General features: G+C 34.7%; 17 protein-coding genes. 8 read left to right on the forward strand and 9 right to left on the reverse strand.

Going from position 1 to position 17,510, the window contains the following annotated elements:
• Window positions 1-117: 117 nt before the first annotated feature.
• The gene (locus ABFR62_07760) at window positions 118-2,181 is read right to left on the reverse strand and encodes a thiamine pyrophosphate-dependent enzyme (GenBank protein MEN8138312.1); all 2,064 of its coding nucleotides are present in this window, start codon (window positions 2,179-2,181) and stop codon (window positions 118-120) included.
• 41 nt (window positions 2,182-2,222) lie between these two features.
• On the reverse strand, window positions 2,223-3,152 hold the full coding sequence (locus ABFR62_07765) for a cation diffusion facilitator family transporter (GenBank protein ID MEN8138313.1): 930 nt from the start codon (window positions 3,150-3,152) through the stop codon (window positions 2,223-2,225).
• 82 nt (window positions 3,153-3,234) lie between these two features.
• On the opposite strand from ABFR62_07765, the gene rnpA reads away from it, so the two are divergent.
• The gene (gene rnpA / locus ABFR62_07770; protein MEN8138314.1) at window positions 3,235-3,618 is read left to right on the forward strand and encodes a ribonuclease P protein component; all 384 of its coding nucleotides are present in this window, start codon (window positions 3,235-3,237) and stop codon (window positions 3,616-3,618) included.
• 64 nt (window positions 3,619-3,682) lie between these two features.
• Window positions 3,683-4,462, forward strand: coding sequence for an MBL fold metallo-hydrolase (locus ABFR62_07775; GenBank protein ID MEN8138315.1), 780 nt, complete (start codon window positions 3,683-3,685; stop codon window positions 4,460-4,462).
• A gap of 4 nt (window positions 4,463-4,466) precedes the next feature.
• Here the strand turns inward: ABFR62_07775 and ABFR62_07780 are convergent, their stop codons facing one another.
• Both ABFR62_07780 and ABFR62_07785 read right to left on the reverse strand, forming a co-directional pair.
• Window positions 4,467-5,162, reverse strand: a complete 696-nt coding sequence (locus ABFR62_07780; protein MEN8138316.1) for a DUF2490 domain-containing protein — start codon at window positions 5,160-5,162, stop codon at window positions 4,467-4,469.
• Between the two features lie 50 nt (window positions 5,163-5,212).
• On the reverse strand, window positions 5,213-7,993 hold the full coding sequence (locus ABFR62_07785; GenBank protein MEN8138317.1) for a PD-(D/E)XK nuclease family protein: 2,781 nt from the start codon (window positions 7,991-7,993) through the stop codon (window positions 5,213-5,215).
• A 197-nt stretch (window positions 7,994-8,190) separates the two neighbouring features.
• On the opposite strand from ABFR62_07785, the gene greA reads away from it, so the two are divergent.
• Together greA and ABFR62_07795 are read left to right on the forward strand one after the other, a co-directional pair.
• The gene (gene greA / locus ABFR62_07790) at window positions 8,191-8,664 is read left to right on the forward strand and encodes a transcription elongation factor GreA (GenBank protein MEN8138318.1); all 474 of its coding nucleotides are present in this window, start codon (window positions 8,191-8,193) and stop codon (window positions 8,662-8,664) included.
• A gap of 201 nt (window positions 8,665-8,865) precedes the next feature.
• Entirely contained in the window at window positions 8,866-9,264 is a 399-nt protein-coding gene (locus ABFR62_07795) for an HIT family protein (GenBank protein MEN8138319.1), read from the forward strand.
• A gap of 75 nt (window positions 9,265-9,339) precedes the next feature.
• Here the strand turns inward: ABFR62_07795 and ABFR62_07800 are convergent, their stop codons facing one another.
• Window positions 9,340-10,491 (reverse strand): HAMP domain-containing sensor histidine kinase, encoded by a 1,152-nt coding sequence (locus ABFR62_07800; protein ID MEN8138320.1) that lies wholly within the window; start codon window positions 10,489-10,491, stop codon window positions 9,340-9,342.
• Window positions 10,492-10,837: 346 nt separating this feature from the next.
• Between ABFR62_07800 and ABFR62_07805 the strand changes: the two genes are divergently transcribed.
• Entirely contained in the window at window positions 10,838-11,239 is a 402-nt protein-coding gene (locus ABFR62_07805; GenBank protein ID MEN8138321.1) for a DUF3127 domain-containing protein, read from the forward strand.
• Between the two features lie 80 nt (window positions 11,240-11,319).
• On the opposite strand, the gene purN is transcribed toward ABFR62_07805, so the two are convergent.
• On the reverse strand, window positions 11,320-11,886 hold the full coding sequence (gene purN / locus ABFR62_07810; protein MEN8138322.1) for a phosphoribosylglycinamide formyltransferase: 567 nt from the start codon (window positions 11,884-11,886) through the stop codon (window positions 11,320-11,322).
• A gap of 84 nt (window positions 11,887-11,970) precedes the next feature.
• On the reverse strand, window positions 11,971-12,795 hold the full coding sequence (locus ABFR62_07815; GenBank protein ID MEN8138323.1) for a ZIP family metal transporter: 825 nt from the start codon (window positions 12,793-12,795) through the stop codon (window positions 11,971-11,973).
• A gap of 66 nt (window positions 12,796-12,861) precedes the next feature.
• Between ABFR62_07815 and ABFR62_07820 the strand changes: the two genes are divergently transcribed.
• From ABFR62_07820 to ABFR62_07830, 3 genes are all read left to right on the forward strand, one after another.
• A complete protein-coding gene (locus ABFR62_07820; GenBank protein MEN8138324.1) occupies window positions 12,862-13,620 on the forward strand; it encodes an enoyl-CoA hydratase/isomerase family protein in 759 nt (252 codons plus the stop codon).
• A 344-nt stretch (window positions 13,621-13,964) separates the two neighbouring features.
• Window positions 13,965-14,801 carry a hypothetical protein gene (locus ABFR62_07825; GenBank protein MEN8138325.1) on the forward strand — a complete coding sequence of 279 codons (837 nt, stop codon included), beginning with the start codon at window positions 13,965-13,967 and terminating at the stop codon, window positions 14,799-14,801.
• 23 nt (window positions 14,802-14,824) lie between these two features.
• The gene (locus ABFR62_07830) at window positions 14,825-15,019 is read left to right on the forward strand and encodes a hypothetical protein (GenBank protein MEN8138326.1); all 195 of its coding nucleotides are present in this window, start codon (window positions 14,825-14,827) and stop codon (window positions 15,017-15,019) included.
• A 207-nt stretch (window positions 15,020-15,226) separates the two neighbouring features.
• On the opposite strand, the gene ABFR62_07835 is transcribed toward ABFR62_07830, so the two are convergent.
• Both ABFR62_07835 and thiL read right to left on the reverse strand, forming a co-directional pair.
• Window positions 15,227-16,144 (reverse strand): glutaminase, encoded by a 918-nt coding sequence (locus tag ABFR62_07835; GenBank protein ID MEN8138327.1) that lies wholly within the window; start codon window positions 16,142-16,144, stop codon window positions 15,227-15,229.
• A gap of 118 nt (window positions 16,145-16,262) precedes the next feature.
• Window positions 16,263-17,306, reverse strand: coding sequence for a thiamine-phosphate kinase (thiL, locus tag ABFR62_07840; protein MEN8138328.1), 1,044 nt, complete (start codon window positions 17,304-17,306; stop codon window positions 16,263-16,265).
• Between the last annotated feature and the right edge of the window lie 204 nt (window positions 17,307-17,510).

A 17,510-nucleotide genomic window follows, 5' to 3' on the forward strand; every position in this document is an offset into this window, starting at 1 on the left:
AAAAATCCGCAAATTGTATTTTACAGTTTGCGGATTTATATACTCTATAAACCTGATTTTTTAATGAATTCAGAGCATTTTACATTATAGTCTCTAACTAGTTTTGTCGAACCTAAGTTAATAATTCATCAAATCCTCCATCTTCTTTTTAACTTTACCGGCATTTGGAAGCATAATTTTTTCATAGGCTTCGTTGAGTGGAATAGCCGGGATATTAACCGAGCCAATAATCTCGACCGGAGCATCTAAATATTTGAAACATTCTTTTTGAATCCAGCCAACAAGGGCTATCCCGAATGAATTTCTCTGTGCTTCCTCTACAACTACAAGTATTTTGCCGTGTTCCTTAGCTTTTTCAAGTATAAGTTCTTCTTCGAGAGGAACTATTGTTCTAAGGTCGATTATTTCTACCTTGTCCTTAAAATCTTTTGATGCATTTAACGCCCAGTGAACTCCCATCCCGTATGAAATAACCAGGATAGAGTTACCCTTGTCGATTTCTTCCTGTTTAGCTTTTTGTTCAATTCTTGCTTTGCCAATCGGGATGTAGTAATCATCGGCAGGTTCGATTGTTTTCGCTTTCTCGGTTCCTTTTATTTTACTCCAGTAAAGGCCTTTGTGTTCCAGCATTACGACCGGGTTAGGATCCAGAATAGCCGATTTCATCAGTCCTTTCATATCCGCAGCGTTTGAAGGATAAACTATTTTTATTCCGATAATATTTGTTAAAATAGTTTCGATACTTGATGAATGATAGGGTCCGCCATTACCATAAGCTCCAATTGGAACTCTGATTAACGATTGTACCGGCCACTGACCGTTCGATAAGTAGTTAGAGCGGCTTAATTCGGTAAAAAGCTGATTCAGTCCCGGCCAGATATAATCGGCAAACTGAACTTCAACTATTGGTTTTAGTCCAACGGCACTCATTCCTGCGGTACTTCCGATAATAAATGCTTCCTGAATAGGGGTATTAAATACCCGGTTTTTACCAAATTTTTCGGCCAGGGTAAATGCTTCGCGAAACACTCCTCCTAGGCGCCGGCCTACATCCTGCCCGTAGAGAAGTGATTCCGGATATTCGTGCATTGTTTCTTCAATTGCATGCAATGCCGCATCTACCATCATTACAATTTCTCCATTTTCAGGTTCTCTGTTTCCTTTTTCCTCTGTGATAAGAGTATCGGCCCATATGTGATTTTCGAAATCCTGCGGATCGGGATCATCTTCTTTTACAGCCTTTTCCCACAGAAGTTTAAGATCCTCTTTTATCTCAGATTCCACTTGCGTGATTTCTTCTTCCGAAAAATTATTTGACAGGAGCGTATTTCTCATTTTTGGGAGTGGATCACGGGAATTGTGCTCTTCTAAATCATCACGATACCATTGTTTTTGAACCCCCGAAGTGTGATGCCCCAATAATGGAACCGATGCCCTGATTAAAAAAGGTCTTCTTTCTTTTCTAATGGTCTCTATTACTTCTTTAATGGTCAGATAAGATTCTGTAAAATCATTTCCATCTATATTTCTGGTCTCTATTCCGTTAAAACCTTTGCTAAACTTTATAGAATCGTTTGCTCTTATTTCTTCTGCTTTTGCCGATATATCCCATCCGTTATCCTGTACCAGGTAAATTATTGGCAACTGTTTTAAGGCGGCCATGTGTAAAGCTTCGGAAACCTCACCTTCGGTCATTGCAGCATCGCCGATAGAACAAACAACAACAGGTTTTTTGTCTGTTTCTTCATCCAGACCTAATGTTTCTTTGTGTTTTATTCCCATTGCCGCTCCGGTAATTGGGATAGCCTGCATTCCGGTTGCCGACGATTGAAATGGAATTTTAGGAAAGTCGGGATGTTTTAGTGACGGGTGGCAGTAATAATGCCTTCCGCCTGAAAAAATATCGTTTTTTTTCGCCAATAAATTAAGCAGCAGCTGATACGAGGATATGTTCATTCCCAAGAGCATGGCATCGTCGCGATAATAGGGTGCAACAAAATCCTGAGGGAGAAGCTGCATTCCCATAGCTACCTGTACAGCTTCGTGGCCCCTTGAAGTTGAGTGTACGTATTTGTATGCAATTTTTTCGTTTTCTGCATATAAATCATTGTGACTTTTGGCCCGGAACATTTTTCTATAGCCTTCCAAAAGTATGTCACGATTTATTTTATGTAAAGTCATTATGTGTGTTCAAAAAAGTGTAAAATGAAAAACAGATATTTTTAAATGTCAGATTTTTTAATTGAGTCACTTTCAATATAGATATGGGTGAATTTTGGAGACTTCTCGCGTATTTCATCCTTTATTTTTAAGACAATGGGTTCTATTTGGGCTATAGTAAGGCGATCTTCGAAATTGATTTCTATTCCTGCCATAGCTTCATCGGGACCTAAATGCATTGTTCTGATATTTCCATAGAATTCTATTTCTTTATCATATTTTTTCAGAACACTATTTAGTAATTGCATATCTTTATCTGCCACAGCTTCCCCAACCAGTAAAGCCCTTATTTCGTTGGCCATAAAATACGCTACATAGGTAAGTAAAACCCCTATCATGATAGAAGCAATAGCATCGTATACAGGGTCTTTTGTGAAATAAGTAACAGTTACTCCCATCAAAGCAATTATTAATCCTATCATAGCAGCTGTTTCTTCAACAATTACTGCTAAGGTTGAGGTGTCTTTACTTTCTTCCAAGGCTGATTTAAACCCGGAAGGATTGGTTTTTCTAAATTGTTTTATGGCAAACCACAGGCTTGATCCCTCAAAAATCATTGCGCCTATAAGCACTCCGTAACTCCAAAGTACCTGTGAATGATCGGCTTCTTTTATTGGGTGAATAATATGTATTATACCTTCGTAAAGTGCAACCCCTCCACCAAGGGCAAAAACCATTACAGCTACTATGAAACTCCAGAAATAAGCTTCTTTACCATAGCCAAAAGGATGATCTTTATCCGCAGCTTTTTTACTTCTTTTAATCCCGACAAGTAATAATCCTCCGTTTGCAGTATCGATCAATGAGTGTATCCCTTCTGATAACATAGCTGCACTGCCTGTAAAAAATGATGCAATAAATTTCATTACCGCAATCGCAAGATTAGCGGCTATAGCAAGAAATATTGATAGTTTTGATTCGCTTGAGTTCATAAATGTGTTTTCTATGTATTTTCTATAAAAATAAGGAATTTCTCACTTAATAGATTAATTTTGTCGGATCATTCATCGCTTTATGACGGAAATTAAAAAATTCACTTACGGAAAGGAAGAAAAATTAAAAAGCAGAAAAGTAATTTCTGAGATATTCTCCTCAGGAAATTCTTTCTCGAGTTATCCTTTTAGAGTATTTTACAAAAAGATGGATTTGCCGACAGATGTAGTTGCACAAGTCGGAGTTTCTGTGTCGAAAAGGAATTTTAAACATGCGGTAGACAGAAATCGTATAAAAAGGCTGATGCGTGAAGCCTATAGGCTTGAAAAATACACACTTCTGGAAAATGTAGATACTAGGGTGGCAGTAATGATTATATACACCCAGCGTAAAGAATTGCCTTTCAGTTTAATAAGGAATAAAATGAATTCTGCTTTAGAGAAACTCAAAAAGGAATTAAGTTAGTTTTTCAGAAAGCATATACTTAGTATGGTGATATTTGTTTAAATTAGAGTTTTTTTAACTAACTATGGAGTATTCCGATTTTAAAATTCATCATTTAGAAGGATATATTCAGAGTTTATATTTAGTAGAGTATTCTGACAAATTATTACTTCTTGATGGCGGTAGCAGGGGTGATGTATTGTGGATTGAAAATTTCATCACCAAAACATTAAAACGACCTATCAGCGATTTAAAACTTATAGTTGTAACTCATCTTCATCCCGATCATGCGGGCGCAGCACCTCATCTCAGAGAGAAATATAATATTCCAATTGCAGGTCATCCCGAGTTAGACTATTGGTATTTAGGTTATCGGGGTCAAATGCAACATTTAATAGATACACTTCTGGCGTGGTATGTAGCTGTTAAAAGTCGTGATAATTATAAGCGTATGTGGTATCCGCGTTCGCTAAAACCCGATTATGAAGTGTGCGACGGGCAGTCGTTGCCTTTTTTCGATGATTGGGAGGTAATTTGTACCCCGGGACATACTACCCATGATATTTCGGTATTAAACAGAAATGAAAAACTTATCTATATTGGAGATTTAGCGGTGAAGCTGGGAGGAAAATTTAACCTGCCTTTCCCTGTATCATTGCCGAAGGTAATGGGTAAATCTCTGGATAAGGTTATAGATTTGGATCTGCATAAAATATTATTTGCTCATGGCGGGGTGGTTTCAAAAAATCCTAAAGAAGCTTTGTTGCATGTAAAATCAAAATTAAAAAGTTATCCACCTCACAAATTCAGGAAAATGAAGTGGTTTACAAATATGAATAAAGCAATTAAGAATTATGAAGAGTAATGAGTTATTTTTCTGATCTTCTAAAGAAAGTGTGTTTAAACCTGATTCGGTAGATATGTTTGTCAGGACTCAGATTTTTTATTCCCTCACCTTCCCTTTGAACTAAAAAATTGAATTCAATCGTTATACTTCTATTCAAAACCAATGCTGTGCCAACAATAATTCTGTCTCTTTCAATGAAATAATCATTTTGATGAAATGTGTGGAATATTTCATATTCAAAAGGTATATTTAAACTAACCGATCCGGAAGAGTTTTCCCAGATCTCAAATTCACCTCCTAACTGATATCTGAAACGGGCAGATTTATTAAAATTTTCATCTGCAAATTTATTAGATATATACTGTTCTTCGAGTCTGAAGAAATGTTTTAAATCAAAAATAACTGTTCTGGGCCAAAACAATTTCACACCCTGCCAGGGCCTTATCTCAATACTGCTTATACCTTCCTTATTACCAAACTTATAGTTGTTTCCAATTCCTCCCATCAGTTGAATTCGGCTGTTTAATAAGTATTTTACAGAAGGACGTATTCCTATAGTTTTACTTTCCCCAATTCTGAAAGTTGCATCTCCATAGACTATAAATTTGGGAGTTATGTAGTGATTGTGGATATAATCATTCCACAATTCATTACTGACCTGAGAAAAGCCAATCAGGGGACTTAATAAAAATAATATTATTGAAAACCGATTTTTCATTGTCAATGTTTTACGGGTTTTTCCCCAACAGGAAGGTTTTCTTTATTTCATTATACTAATTCTTTTTCTTCAAAAGGAATGTCTACACTATAAATTTCGGTAAAAAGTTTAGCCAATGTACTTTTATATTCTTCCAGATCGTTTTCTTTTATTGATAATGTATGGCCTTTTTCGTCAGATAACATTAATAAATTCTTTTCAACTTTCTTCAAAGCAATAACTCCGGCTGTTATTTCCTGGTTTGCTAATGATTTTTTCTTCATCTCCTGAAATATCATTAAAGCATAGGCCATCACCTGTAGAGCTTTTGGTTTTCCTTCATCTTCGGTTATATCACCAAATGATGAGACTTTCAATTCTTTTGTGTCTACTTTTCCTGTTTTATAATCCAGTACTCTGATAACTCCGTCAAGCTGATCTACCCTGTCGATGTATCCAAAAATCTTTACATTTTTATTTAGCTCCTTTACAAATATCTCAGCTGTCATCTGTTTTTCAAGACCAATTATTTTCAGTTGAGATCCTTTTGACAATAATTTGATTTCGCTTTTCAGGAAATTATTTACAAATTCTTCGGCAACCTTATTAATTAATAGATTTTTCCCATGATCTATATCCCCGTTTTTATACAGTTTCAAGAATTTTTCTATTGTCAGATCTTTTACAAGTGGAATCATATTTTCAACATCTTCCACTTTTATAAACTTACCAATAAATGGTTGATATAAGTCTTCTAAAACTTCATGAACAACATTACCGAGAGTATTATATCCCGCAATTTCTTCAACATCATCCTGCTCTACTAATTTAAGGACTTTTTGGTAATAAAAGTCAAGAGGATTTCTCATATACATAGAAAGTGCCGATGGAGAGTATCCTTTTTCACCTAATTCATTCAACCTTTCTAAAATATTTTGGTTTTTATTAATCCTGATATTCCTATTTTGGTTGATTGAAGGCTTTCCTGCTAATATGTATTCTTCAATATTTGTGTTCTTTCCGCTTTCATGGATAAGTTGAGTAATAAAGCGGCTTTTTTCACCGGAACCAAAATCATCGGCTTCGGTGTTGTATAGTAAGTAAATGTTTTTAGCTCTCTGAATTAACCTGTAGAAGTGATATGCATATATGGCATCCTTTTCCTGATAGGTAGGTAAACCGGCTTCCAGTTTAATGTCGTAGGGAATAAATGAATTTTGAGTGTTTCCCGATGGTAAAATACCTTCGTTTGCCGAACTCAGGATTACAGTTTCAAAATCCAGTACGCGGGTTTCCAGCATACCCATCAGTTGCAAACCAAGTAAAGGTTCACCCTTAAAAGATATTGTTTCGGAACTGAGGATTTGGTTAAAAAAAGAACTTAATACTTTAAGCTCCGTGATATAAGGAAACTTTTTAGTAAGACTTGACAGTTGGTTAAATATCTGGGAAAACCTGAACAGATACTCCAGTTCTAATTTATAGTTATTGGCGTCTGCAACATAAAATTCCTTCAATTTTATTATGATGTCGATACATGCCTGAATAGCATTATCAGTACTGTTATTCCAGTTTTTGAATATTATCTTTAAAATAGGATTTGAATTTATTTTTAACAGATCTTTTTCTCCTATAAAAACCAGATTGTTAGTGTTTATTTCATTAATTATTTTGTCAGAGGTTTTATTTTCTTCAGATAGAAAAGTTTTTATGATCGGATGCTTTAGAATTGCTATTAAATCCTGATGATAGAATGGTTTGTCACTTTTTGTTCTGTTCAGTTTAACTACCTTATCCTGTAGCTTGAATACCAGCTCAAACAGACCTGCCAGTGGTGTGTTTATTATAGGGTACCCCATCGTGATATTAATGTTGTCAACAACCTCTGATAGAGAGTTTAGTGTAGGTAAAAGCAGGTTTTCTTCGGCTAAAACCAGTGCGGTAGATCTGAATTTGTCTTTTGGGTTTTCTTTTGCGGAGATTTCATCTAATATCTGACCGGCAGCCTTTGCCTGCCCCACCATTTTAGGAACACCAATTATTTTTATGTTTTTTTCACCCTTTAAATTATCCTGAATCCAATTAAAGTTGTTTGACTCAAAGAATTTCCACTTGTTATATTTTCTTAAAAATATGCCTGCTTCCTGAAGCTCATTTTCAAAATAGTACTTGTCTGCATCCCAATAAATTTTAGCTCTTTTGTTTTCCAGTAATGTGCTAATTAAATTTTCTTCTGCTTTATTCAAAGCGTTGAACCCAACAAGATGAATTGTTTTGTCTGAAGGAAGCTCTTTCAGGTATTCAAGTATATTTTCACTGGCATATCTAAATGCCATCCCCTGATATGCCTGACCTTGTTTTGTGAGTTTATTTCTGAGTGCGTTATAGTATATCTCCAGGCGATTCCAAAACCTTAAAAAATTATTAATTAGCTCGGTAGGTTTGTCCGGCGTCCAGCTTTCGATTTTTTTAGCATCTCTTAGATTGGAGAACAGATTTTCTGAATTGATTAAATAACGGTCAATTTCGTTGAAATCGTAGAGAGCCATAGTGGCCCATTTACTAAACTTATCGAACGAATCCGGATTGCTGTCTATATTATTCTCAAGGTAGACTTCGTAAAAATTGAATAACAGATTAATATTATCAATAATCTTGTATCCGCTGATTTCAGTAACCAAATCTTCAATTGTCATAATACGGGGTGCCCATGTAGGCTGTTGTATTTGACGATTTAATTCGTCCTTGAAAAATACACCTGCACGTTTTGAAGGAAGAATTATTATATGATCTTCAATTTTATTGTCTAACTTTAATATACTGTTTACGGCCTGAGAAATAAAGCTTTGCATCTTTTTGGAATAGATAATATTTATTTTATAAATATAGTGTTATTCACCGATAGGAGAGTAGTATTAGTAAATAAGTAATATAAAGTTGTTGAGTGTATAAAAATTACTATATTTGTAAAATACAGGTCGAAAAAAACGTAATCCCTTAATAAAAGGGGTTTTTTTTCGGCTGTTTTGTTATTTAAAAAAAGTGCATTATGTCACAAATATCATATTATACAGAAGAAGGTTTACAGAACCTAAAAGCTGAGTTAGATCAATTAAGAAATATTGAGAGACCTCGTATTACCCAACAGATTGCCGAAGCAAGAGATAAAGGAGATTTATCTGAAAATGCGGAGTACGATGCTGCAAAGGAAGCTCAGGGTTTGCTTGAGCTGAGAATATCAAAGATGGAAGATGCTCTTTCTAATGCAAGGTTAATTGATGAGTCTCAATTGGATACCTCAAAGGTTCTTATTCTTTCTATAGTAAAGATTAAAAATAAGAATAACGGGGCTGTCATGACTTATACTTTGGTAGCAGAGAATGAAGCTGACCTTAAAAAAGGGAAGATATCTGTTAATTCACCAATAGCTAAAGGGTTGTTAGGAAAAGAGGTTGGAGATCTTGCAGAAATTGATGTTCCAAATGGAACAATGGAGTTCGAGATTGTAGAAATTTCCCGTTAAATAAGATTTTCGATATTAAAGAATTGAAATCCTTCTCTAAATAGAGAGGGATTTTTTATTTTTACTGTATGTTGCGTAGATATTGAACACAGTCCAAAATATATTGATGGTACAATAGGTACTTGGGATTTTGTAGTGCAAAATCGCTTTTTAAGCAATGATATATTAAAACAGAATCAGTTTATCTTAATTTTTTGAGTCATGGCATCAATTTTCACAAAAATTATAGAAGGAGAAATACCATCTTATAAAGTTATAGAAGATGACAAACATTTTGCATTTCTGGATATTTTTCCGGTAGCAAAAGGACATACACTGGTAATTCCAAAACACGAAGTAGACAACCTTTTTGATTTGCCGGAAGAGGAGTATCAGGAATTGTTAATGTTTGCAAGAAAAGTAGCCAAAGGGCTGGAAAAGGCTGTTCCTTGTAACAGAGTTGGAGTTACTGTTATTGGGTTAGACGTAGCTCATGCCCATATACACCTTATACCAATTAATTCGATTTCGGATATGAGTTTCGAAAAAGAGAAGCTCAAGTTTTCTGAGGAGGAATTTAGAAATATTGCCGGGCTTATAAACCGGAATATTGAGGGCTAAATTAATTTGCAATTACTGCTAAACCGGCATATGAGATTTTTTTTGTCGGTATATATAAACCTGTTTTTAAAATATTTATTTATGCAGGTTTATGGCTATTGTTGTACCTTTTTCCAGTTCTGACTGCAGTACAAATATTCTTCCGTGGTGATATTTTTCTATTATTCTCTTGGCAAGAGAAAGACCTAATCCCCAACCTCGTTTTTTTGTGGTAAACCCGGGTTCGAAAACAGTTCTGAATTGTGATTTGGCAATTCCTTTACCTGTATCTTCAACCTGAATTTGTATATAATTACTTTTTTCGATTACCCTGACCGATATATCGCCTTTTCCCTGCATAGCATCAATTGAATTTTTGATGAGGTTTTCTAATACCCAGCTAAGCAACTGTTCATTAAAAGGAATTTGATAATCATCATCAAGTTGAGCTTCAAATGAAAAATGAGTATATTTTGAAGATCTGGATTTAAGGTAGTTATATGAGGCTTTTGTTACCTGTACAATCTTTCCTGCTTTTAATTCCGGTACAGAACCAATTTTGGAAAAACGTTCGGCGATAGTTTTTAAACGGTCAACATCCCTTTCTATTTCTATTATCGGTGTTTGGTCTATTTTTTCAAATTTCAATAATTCTGTCCATCCCATAAGCGAAGACAAGGGAGTGCCTATCTGATGGGCAGTTTCTTTAGCCATAGCTGCCCAAAGTAAACTCTGCTCTGAATGTTTTGTAGATCGGAAAGCCCAAAGAGTTAGTAATCCGAAAAAACTCAATAGAATCAGCATGCCTATGGGGTAGTATTCGAGTTGATTTAGTATTGTAGAATTTTTATAGAATACGTATTCTCTTCGTTGATCCGGAAAATCTATGATAATCGGAGGATGCTCCTCTTTCATGTTTTCCAGCAAATTATATAAATATGTAGAGTCGGATGACTGAGATTCATTAATGTTTTTGATGATTTTTATCTTACCATTTTCATATGTGTTGATAATTGGAATGGTATTGTTTTTGGCAAGTACATCTGTGAGGAAGGAAACGTCCTGATCTAAATCACTGGTTATAGTTATCTGCTTCATCGCTGAAGCCCATATTTCCATTTTACTCTGTTCTTCCTGTTTAAACTGAGCGACAAATCTATTAGTGTAGAATAAAATTAGCGAAACAATTGAAAAGGCAAATAACAGGCCTATCCATTTTCCAATACTTTTTGTTCTGTATATATTCATTAGCTATTGACTATTGAAACAAATTTAATAGATATATTGTTAATATATGTTGTATCAAAGATAAATATCTGCATATTATATTTCCGGGAAATACCACGGCATACTACTACTATTTGTATAACTGTAAATGTCTAAAAATATTTGATAAGATATAAAAATTGAAATAAATCCAAAATGTTGAAAAATTTGCAAAAGAAAATGTTGAATTAAAAAAAATAATAAGCAAATTTGCAACAGTTGAATAAATATTAAAATAATACACATTAGCAGTGAGTTATATTGCAGAATGATAAATTTGAGGAGCTAAATGTGTACTTAAGTTGAATCTAATTAAGTAATAATAAAAATGGAAGTAACAGGTAGAATTAAAGTAATCGGAGAAACACAAACTTTCGGAGCAAATGGTTTTAGAAAACGTGAGTTAGTTGTTGAAACATTTGATCAGTACCCACAATCTATCATGATTGAGTTTGTTCAGGATAATGTAAACATGCTTGATCAATATCAAACAGGGCAGGAAGTAAGAGTATTCATTAATTTAAGAGGACGTGAGTGGGTTAATCCGGAAGGAGTAACAAAATACTTTAACTCTATACAAGGTTGGAGATTAGAGGCTTATCAGCAACAACAGGCTGCTCCACAACAAGGAGGATATCCTCCACAGCAAGCTGCTCCTCAACAAGGTGGTGCTTCTGCATCAACTCCTGAAGTAGGTGGTGGAAACAGCGATGATGATCTTCCATTCTAAGAAATAGAATTTGAAATATTCTGAAAATGGCTCTTATTTTTATAAGAGCCATTTTTTATATGATGATATTTTTAAAACTGTTATTTATTTATTACCTGTTCAATAATCTTCGGGAAATTATCATATTCCAGATCATGGATTTTAGAAGCGACATCATCGGGTGTGTCTTCAGGTAATACAGGTATTGTAGCCTGAAAGATTATTTGACCTTCATCGTAATTTTCATTTACATAATGAATAGTAATACCTGATTCCTCTTCTTTATTTTCAACAACAGCATTATGAACATTCATGCCGTACATTCCTTTGCCACCATATTTTGGCAGTAATGCAGGATGGATGTTAACTATTTTATTTGGGAAAGCTTCTGTTAAGTAATCAGGAACTTTTAATAAGAAACCAGCTAAAACAATAAAGTCAATTCTGTATTCTAATAGTTTTTCAAGAACTATTTCTGTGTTCTGTAACTCTTTGTTAGAGAAAACAAATGAGTCTATTTTTAGGTTTTCAGCCCTTTCTAATACATATGCATCAGCTTTATTGGCTAGAATTAGGGATATGTCAATATTTGGATTGTTCCGGAAGTACTCAGCAATATTTTGTGCATTTGACCCTGAACCTGAAGCAAAAATAGCAATGCGTGTCATAGTAAATTAAATTTTGGCAAAGATAAATTTTAATAAGCTGAAATTGCAAATAACGAAGTTTAAAAAACTGATGTGTAGAATTAATTACCCCAGACCAACATCAAGTATCATCATCAAAATAAACCCGCCAATCAGCCCTAAGGTAGAAGTATCGGTGTATTTATCTCTTTGAGATTCAGGTATAACTTCTTCAACAACTACGTAAACCATCGCTCCTGCTGCAAAAGAAAGTGCGTAGGGCAATATTGGCTGTGCATAGATAACTGCCAGTGCACCTACCACCCCGGCAATAGGTTCAACAATTCCTGATAATTGTCCAAACCAAAAGCTTTTAAACTTACTTACACCCTGTCTTCTTAACGGTAGTGATACTGCTGTTCCTTCAGGGAAATTTTGAATACCAATTCCAATAGCCAACACAATTGCCGCAGATAAACTTGCACCTTCAAATCCGGCTCCAATTGCTCCAAATGCAACTCCCACAGCCAAACCTTCAGGGATATTATGCAAAGTGATAGCCATTACGAGTAGTGTGGTTTTGTGCCAATTGGTTTTTACACCTTCCTTTTCACTTTCTTCAAAATTTATATGGAGGTGTGGAACATACCTGTCTAATGCAAACAAAAAAAGTGCTCCGGTGGCAAATCCAACAGCAGGGGGGAACCATGGAATTTCGCCTAATTCCTCACTCATTTCAATTGCCGGCATAAGTAAAGACCAGAAACTCGCAGCCAACATTACACCACCGGTAAAACCTAACATGCCATCGAAATATTTTCGTTTAATATCGCCAATAAAAAATACTAACGAAGCGCCCAGGGCTGTAATTGCCCATGTGAAAACAGTAGCTAAAAAAGCCTGAAGTATCGGGTCCTGATCGATAAACCAATCCTGAATATTTAGAAACATAATTCAATTGCTTTGTTTTAAATGCCAAAATTCTTCATCTTGCATTGTAATATCAAATATATGATTATGAATGGATATGTAAATGCTATCTCTATAAATAATAACTCTATAGCTATTATAGAATTTTATCATCCTAAAAGTAATTCATTGCCTAGTGAGCTGTTGCATAAGTTGGAAGATGAAATTTATAAAGCCGGTAAGGATGTAAATATTAAAGCGATATTGATTAGAAGTGCCGGGGAAAAAGCATTTTGTGCCGGAGCATTTTTCGATGAACTATTAAGAGTTGATGATGAAGAGTCGGGCAGAGTGTTTTTTAGTGGTTTTGCTGGGGTTATTAATGCTATACGTAAAGTTCCAAAATTTGTAATTGGAGAGGTTCAAGGGAAAGCAGTAGGAGGAGGAGTAGGACTTGCCTGTGCATTCGATTATTGTTTTGCCACTTCTGATGCTTCGGTAAAACTTAGTGAATTGTCTATAGGAATAGGGCCATTTGTTATTGCTCCCGCTTTGGAGAGAAAAATTGGAGTAGCTGCACTTTCTGAATTATCAATAGATGCAAAAAACTGGAGAGATGCTTCATGGGCATTGGAAAAAGGAATGTTCTACCGGGTTTATAACTCAAGAGTTGAGATGCAAAAAGCCAGTGAAGAACTTATGGAGTCGATGTCGGGATATAGCAGTGATGCCATAGCAGAGATGAAAAAAGTTCTTTGGCATGGATGCGATAACTGGGACGAGTTATTGGAAGAAAATGCAAAGGTTAGTGGAAAATTAGTATTGTCTGATTTTACTAAAAAGGCTTTATCAGATTTCAAAAAGTAGCAAATCTGTATTGTATAAAAATAAAAGCCGACTCATAGAATAATCTATGAGTCGGCAAAACCTAAATATTACAATAAAAAACTACAACTTTTCTTATTCAAAACTTAACTATAACAAAGATAACTAATTATATTATACTTTGAAAATTTATACGTATGGAATTGTTTTGCAGCAAATTCACATCTTAAATCATTTGTATGTTATTAGAATATAATTTTTAAATACCTGAGTATCAGCTTTCTTTACATTAAAAGAGGTGAGAAAATGTTGACCAATACAGTTAAAAGATATTAGATATTTTGTACCTTATAAAGGTATGGTATTTATTATATAACACTGGTATTGTGAGGAGAGGTTTGATATATTTTGTGGCTTTATTGTTGTTTTCTTTTTTGCTTTCATGCGAGAAGGAAGATGAAAGTTATAATATTGAGAACTGTAAAATTGATTATTATTCCATTTATAAAAATAATGAAGAAGTTGTAGAGGTAGTATTTGAGTATAACAGTGTTCTGGAAAAAATATTGGTTGATTATTATAAATCTACGCTTTTGGAGATTATTGTAGTAAATGAAAGTGGTAGAGTAAATACTTTGATATATTCTTATGGAGATGAGAGAACTTTTTTGGAAGTTGTGGAATATGAAGGTGATCGTATTTCTAAACTTACACGGAATTATTATGTAAAAACATCCTTCAAAAAAGAGGCAAATGAAGATGAGTTTATCAGCTCGGAGAGCTTTTCTTTTTTTTATGATGGAGATGAAATTATTGGAGCCAATTATTTTGTAAACGTAAACAGTTCCTTAGAGTTACAAACTATTATTGAGATAACCCGGGATGGCGATAATATTTCCACATGGACAGAATTAAATGCTAATAAAGAATTAGAAAGAAAATATACTTTTGTGTACGATAAAAAATCAAACCCTTTTAAAGGAATGATGATTTCGGAAGTTAGCCCTTATATTTATTTTAAATCCTCACATATATTGAATTACTTCAATTCAAATAATCTTAGATATGTTGAACTTACTGATGCTGATGGAAATAATATAGCATCTGTAACAAACAATATTCAGTATAATAATTCATCACTGGTCAATTATATATCGTCAGAAGGTGATGGAAACTATTCCGATGCAGGTTACACTATAAATCTTTTGTATACTTGTAGATAATTAATGGTTAAAATGTAAATGCATTGAATAAAGTAGTAGTAAAATACAAAAGCGGGCACGAGAAAGAAATTAATACAAAACTTAGTGATGATGCTAAAATTATTAAATTCCTGAAAATTACTGGTGACTGGAGTGATGATGTTCTTAGTTTTGAAGTGATTGAAGATATTAAGTCTGCATACTGTAACTACCAAAATCTCGGAAATGAATCTGTTTAGCCCTACCATAAGTAACACTGTACCATCACAGACTTAAATATAGCACAGAACGAGAAAGATCAGGCCATACGGTCATATTTTAAGAGACTCCAATCTTATTGGAGAGCATATTATACTATCAGAAAACTTACATTATACGATTTTAGAAAGGGAGAGAAAATCGAATTAAAAATGCCTGAGTTTTAGTTTTGCTGTTCGGAAATATTATTAAAAAATAGAATTCTCTGCGTAAGTTGTAAACAATTCAAGAGCTTTAATTCCTGCCAGTGAATTACCTTTTTTATCCAATCCCGGCGACCAAACGGAAACTGTAAGTTCTCCGGGTACTACTGCAACAATCCCTCCGCCAACTCCACTTTTTGCAGGCAGGCCAACGCGGTAAGCAACATCGCCAACAGCATCATATGTTCCACAGGTGAGCATTAATGCATTTATCCTTTTGGCACGACTTACACTTATAATTCTTTCTCCGGTTTTTGGATTTACACCATGGTTGGTTAGAAAGGCAAAAGTATCGCAAAGTTGTTCGCAATTCATTTCAATTGAACATTGGTGATAGTAAGTGTCTAAAACTTCATCAACAGAATTATTAATGTTATCGAAATCTTTCATCAGGTTTACTAATGAAGCATTCCTATAACCGGCTCCGGCTTCTGAGCGTGCTATCTTTTCGTTAAATTCTATGCCTTTATCACCGGAAAGGTTTTTAATGAATTTTAAAAAATCTTTTTTTGGATAGTTAAGATTAGTGTACATCTGATCGGTAGTAACCAGTGCTCCGGCATTTATAAACGGGTTTCGTGGAATACCGTTTTCGTATTCTAACTGCACTAAGGAGTTGAAAGGAGTACCTGATGGTTCTTTTCCGCATCTTGTTTTTAAAAAATCATCAGTATCTCTTATTACGGTGGTTAAGGATAAAACTTTTGATATACTTTGAATAGAAAACAGCTCATCGGCATCGCCTTTACTGAATACAGTACCATCCAGTAACTTAACAACCATTCCAAACTTATTATTGTCTTTTTTTGCTAAAGCAGGAATGTAGTCTGCCACTTTCCCCTTTCCAAGTAAAGGCTGAATTTCGTCATAGATACGATCCAAAATTGCTTGATAATCTGTCATCACGTATAGTTTTTTGCAATGGTAAATTAACAAAAAAATGAGCTGAAAAATACATGATATTTTTCAGCTCATTTTATATAGTACATTTTTAAGTGCTTTGATTACTTGAATATAATCATTAGCCCATATGGTTCCATCCCTGTGCTTTAAGGGGGATTGATTCTCCTGCCCTGGAAACAAGATTTGCCCCCGAAGAAGCATTCGTCATGTGTCCTATTACCGTTAAGTTTGGATTGGCTTTTATTTTGTCGAAATCTTTAATTGAAACCGTGAATAGAAGCTCATAATCTTCACCTCCACTCAAAGCTACAGTTGTAGTGTCGAGTTTAAATTCTTCGCAAACCGAAATTACAGTTGGATCTAAGGGTATTTTCTCTTCGAAAAGATTACATCCCACTTCCGATTGTTTGCATAAGTGAAGTATTTCGGATGATAATCCATCAGAAATATCTATCATTGAAGTTGGCTGAACTCCCAATTCATTTAAAATTGTTACGATATCTTTTCTGGCTTCCGGTTTTAGCTGACGTTCCATTATATAATCGTAACCCGATAAATCAGGCTGCGAATTTGGATTTACCTTATATACTTCTTTCTCACGTTCCAAAACCTGAAGTCCCATAAAAGCTCCTCCTAAATCTCCGGATACTACCAGTAGATCGCTCTCTTTAGCTCCATTTCGTTTTACGGCTTTGTCTTTGTCAACTTCACCAATTACTGCAATTGAAATAACTAAACCTGAATTAGAACTTGTTGTATCGCCTCCTACAAGGTCAACATTGTAAAGCTTACAAGCCAGTCTCATCCCCTCGTAAAGCTCTTCAACGGCTTCAACCGGAAAACGATTCGACAGAGCTATAGAAACAGTTACCTGTGTGGCCTTACCCATCATTGAATATACATCCGATAAGTTTACCATTATAGATTTATATCCAAGATGTTTCAAAGGTACGTATGACAGGTCGAAATGAACATTTTCTATCAATATGTCGGTCGATATCAATGTTTGTTTATTGCCGAACTCCAAAATGGCACAATCGTCACCAACACCATATATTGTTGAGTCGTTTTTTAACTCAATATTCTTAGTCAGGTGCTCGATTAGTCCGAATTCTCCCAACTCGGATATTGGAGTGCGTTGTGGTTGTTTATCTTCAATCATGCCGCAAAGGTAAAAAATTAGTACTTACATGTTAGTATTAAGTACTTAGATGTTTATACTTAAGATTGAACTGTTTTGGGCGTATCCTTTTGGCCTTAAGGATTATCTCCGGGCTCCCCTTTCCCGGTTTCTCTTGTCGACTGTTTTCGGGAATATTATTCATGGCCAAAAGGTCGGGCTTTCGCCTGTATCTTTTTACAAGTA

The organism is Bacteroidota bacterium, assembly GCA_039714315.1.
Classification (GTDB): Bacteria; Bacteroidota; Bacteroidia; order Flavobacteriales; family JADGDT01; genus JADGDT01.

What these genes read in the sequence shown, in the direction of transcription:
- ABFR62_07760 (MEN8138312.1), bottom strand. Translation starts at nt 2,181, where the DNA reads ATGACTTTACATAAAATAAATCGTGACATACTTTTGGAAGGCTATAGA.
- ABFR62_07765 (MEN8138313.1), bottom strand. Translation starts at nt 3,152, where the DNA reads ATGAACTCAAGCGAATCAAAACTATCAATATTTCTTGCTATAGCCGCT.
- rnpA (MEN8138314.1), top strand. Translation starts at nt 3,235, where the DNA reads ATGACGGAAATTAAAAAATTCACTTACGGAAAGGAAGAAAAATTAAAA.
- ABFR62_07775 (MEN8138315.1), top strand. Translation starts at nt 3,683, where the DNA reads ATGGAGTATTCCGATTTTAAAATTCATCATTTAGAAGGATATATTCAG.
- ABFR62_07780 (MEN8138316.1), bottom strand. Translation starts at nt 5,162, where the DNA reads ATGAAAAATCGGTTTTCAATAATATTATTTTTATTAAGTCCCCTGATT.
- ABFR62_07785 (MEN8138317.1), bottom strand. Translation starts at nt 7,993, where the DNA reads ATGCAAAGCTTTATTTCTCAGGCCGTAAACAGTATATTAAAGTTAGAC.
- greA (MEN8138318.1), top strand. Translation starts at nt 8,191, where the DNA reads ATGTCACAAATATCATATTATACAGAAGAAGGTTTACAGAACCTAAAA.
- ABFR62_07795 (MEN8138319.1), top strand. Translation starts at nt 8,866, where the DNA reads ATGGCATCAATTTTCACAAAAATTATAGAAGGAGAAATACCATCTTAT.
- ABFR62_07800 (MEN8138320.1), bottom strand. Translation starts at nt 10,491, where the DNA reads ATGAATATATACAGAACAAAAAGTATTGGAAAATGGATAGGCCTGTTA.
- ABFR62_07805 (MEN8138321.1), top strand. Translation starts at nt 10,838, where the DNA reads ATGGAAGTAACAGGTAGAATTAAAGTAATCGGAGAAACACAAACTTTC.
- purN (MEN8138322.1), bottom strand. Translation starts at nt 11,886, where the DNA reads ATGACACGCATTGCTATTTTTGCTTCAGGTTCAGGGTCAAATGCACAA.
- ABFR62_07815 (MEN8138323.1), bottom strand. Translation starts at nt 12,795, where the DNA reads ATGTTTCTAAATATTCAGGATTGGTTTATCGATCAGGACCCGATACTT.
- ABFR62_07820 (MEN8138324.1), top strand. Translation starts at nt 12,862, where the DNA reads ATGAATGGATATGTAAATGCTATCTCTATAAATAATAACTCTATAGCT.
- ABFR62_07835 (MEN8138327.1), bottom strand. Translation starts at nt 16,144, where the DNA reads ATGACAGATTATCAAGCAATTTTGGATCGTATCTATGACGAAATTCAG.
- thiL (MEN8138328.1), bottom strand. Translation starts at nt 17,306, where the DNA reads ATGATTGAAGATAAACAACCACAACGCACTCCAATATCCGAGTTGGGA.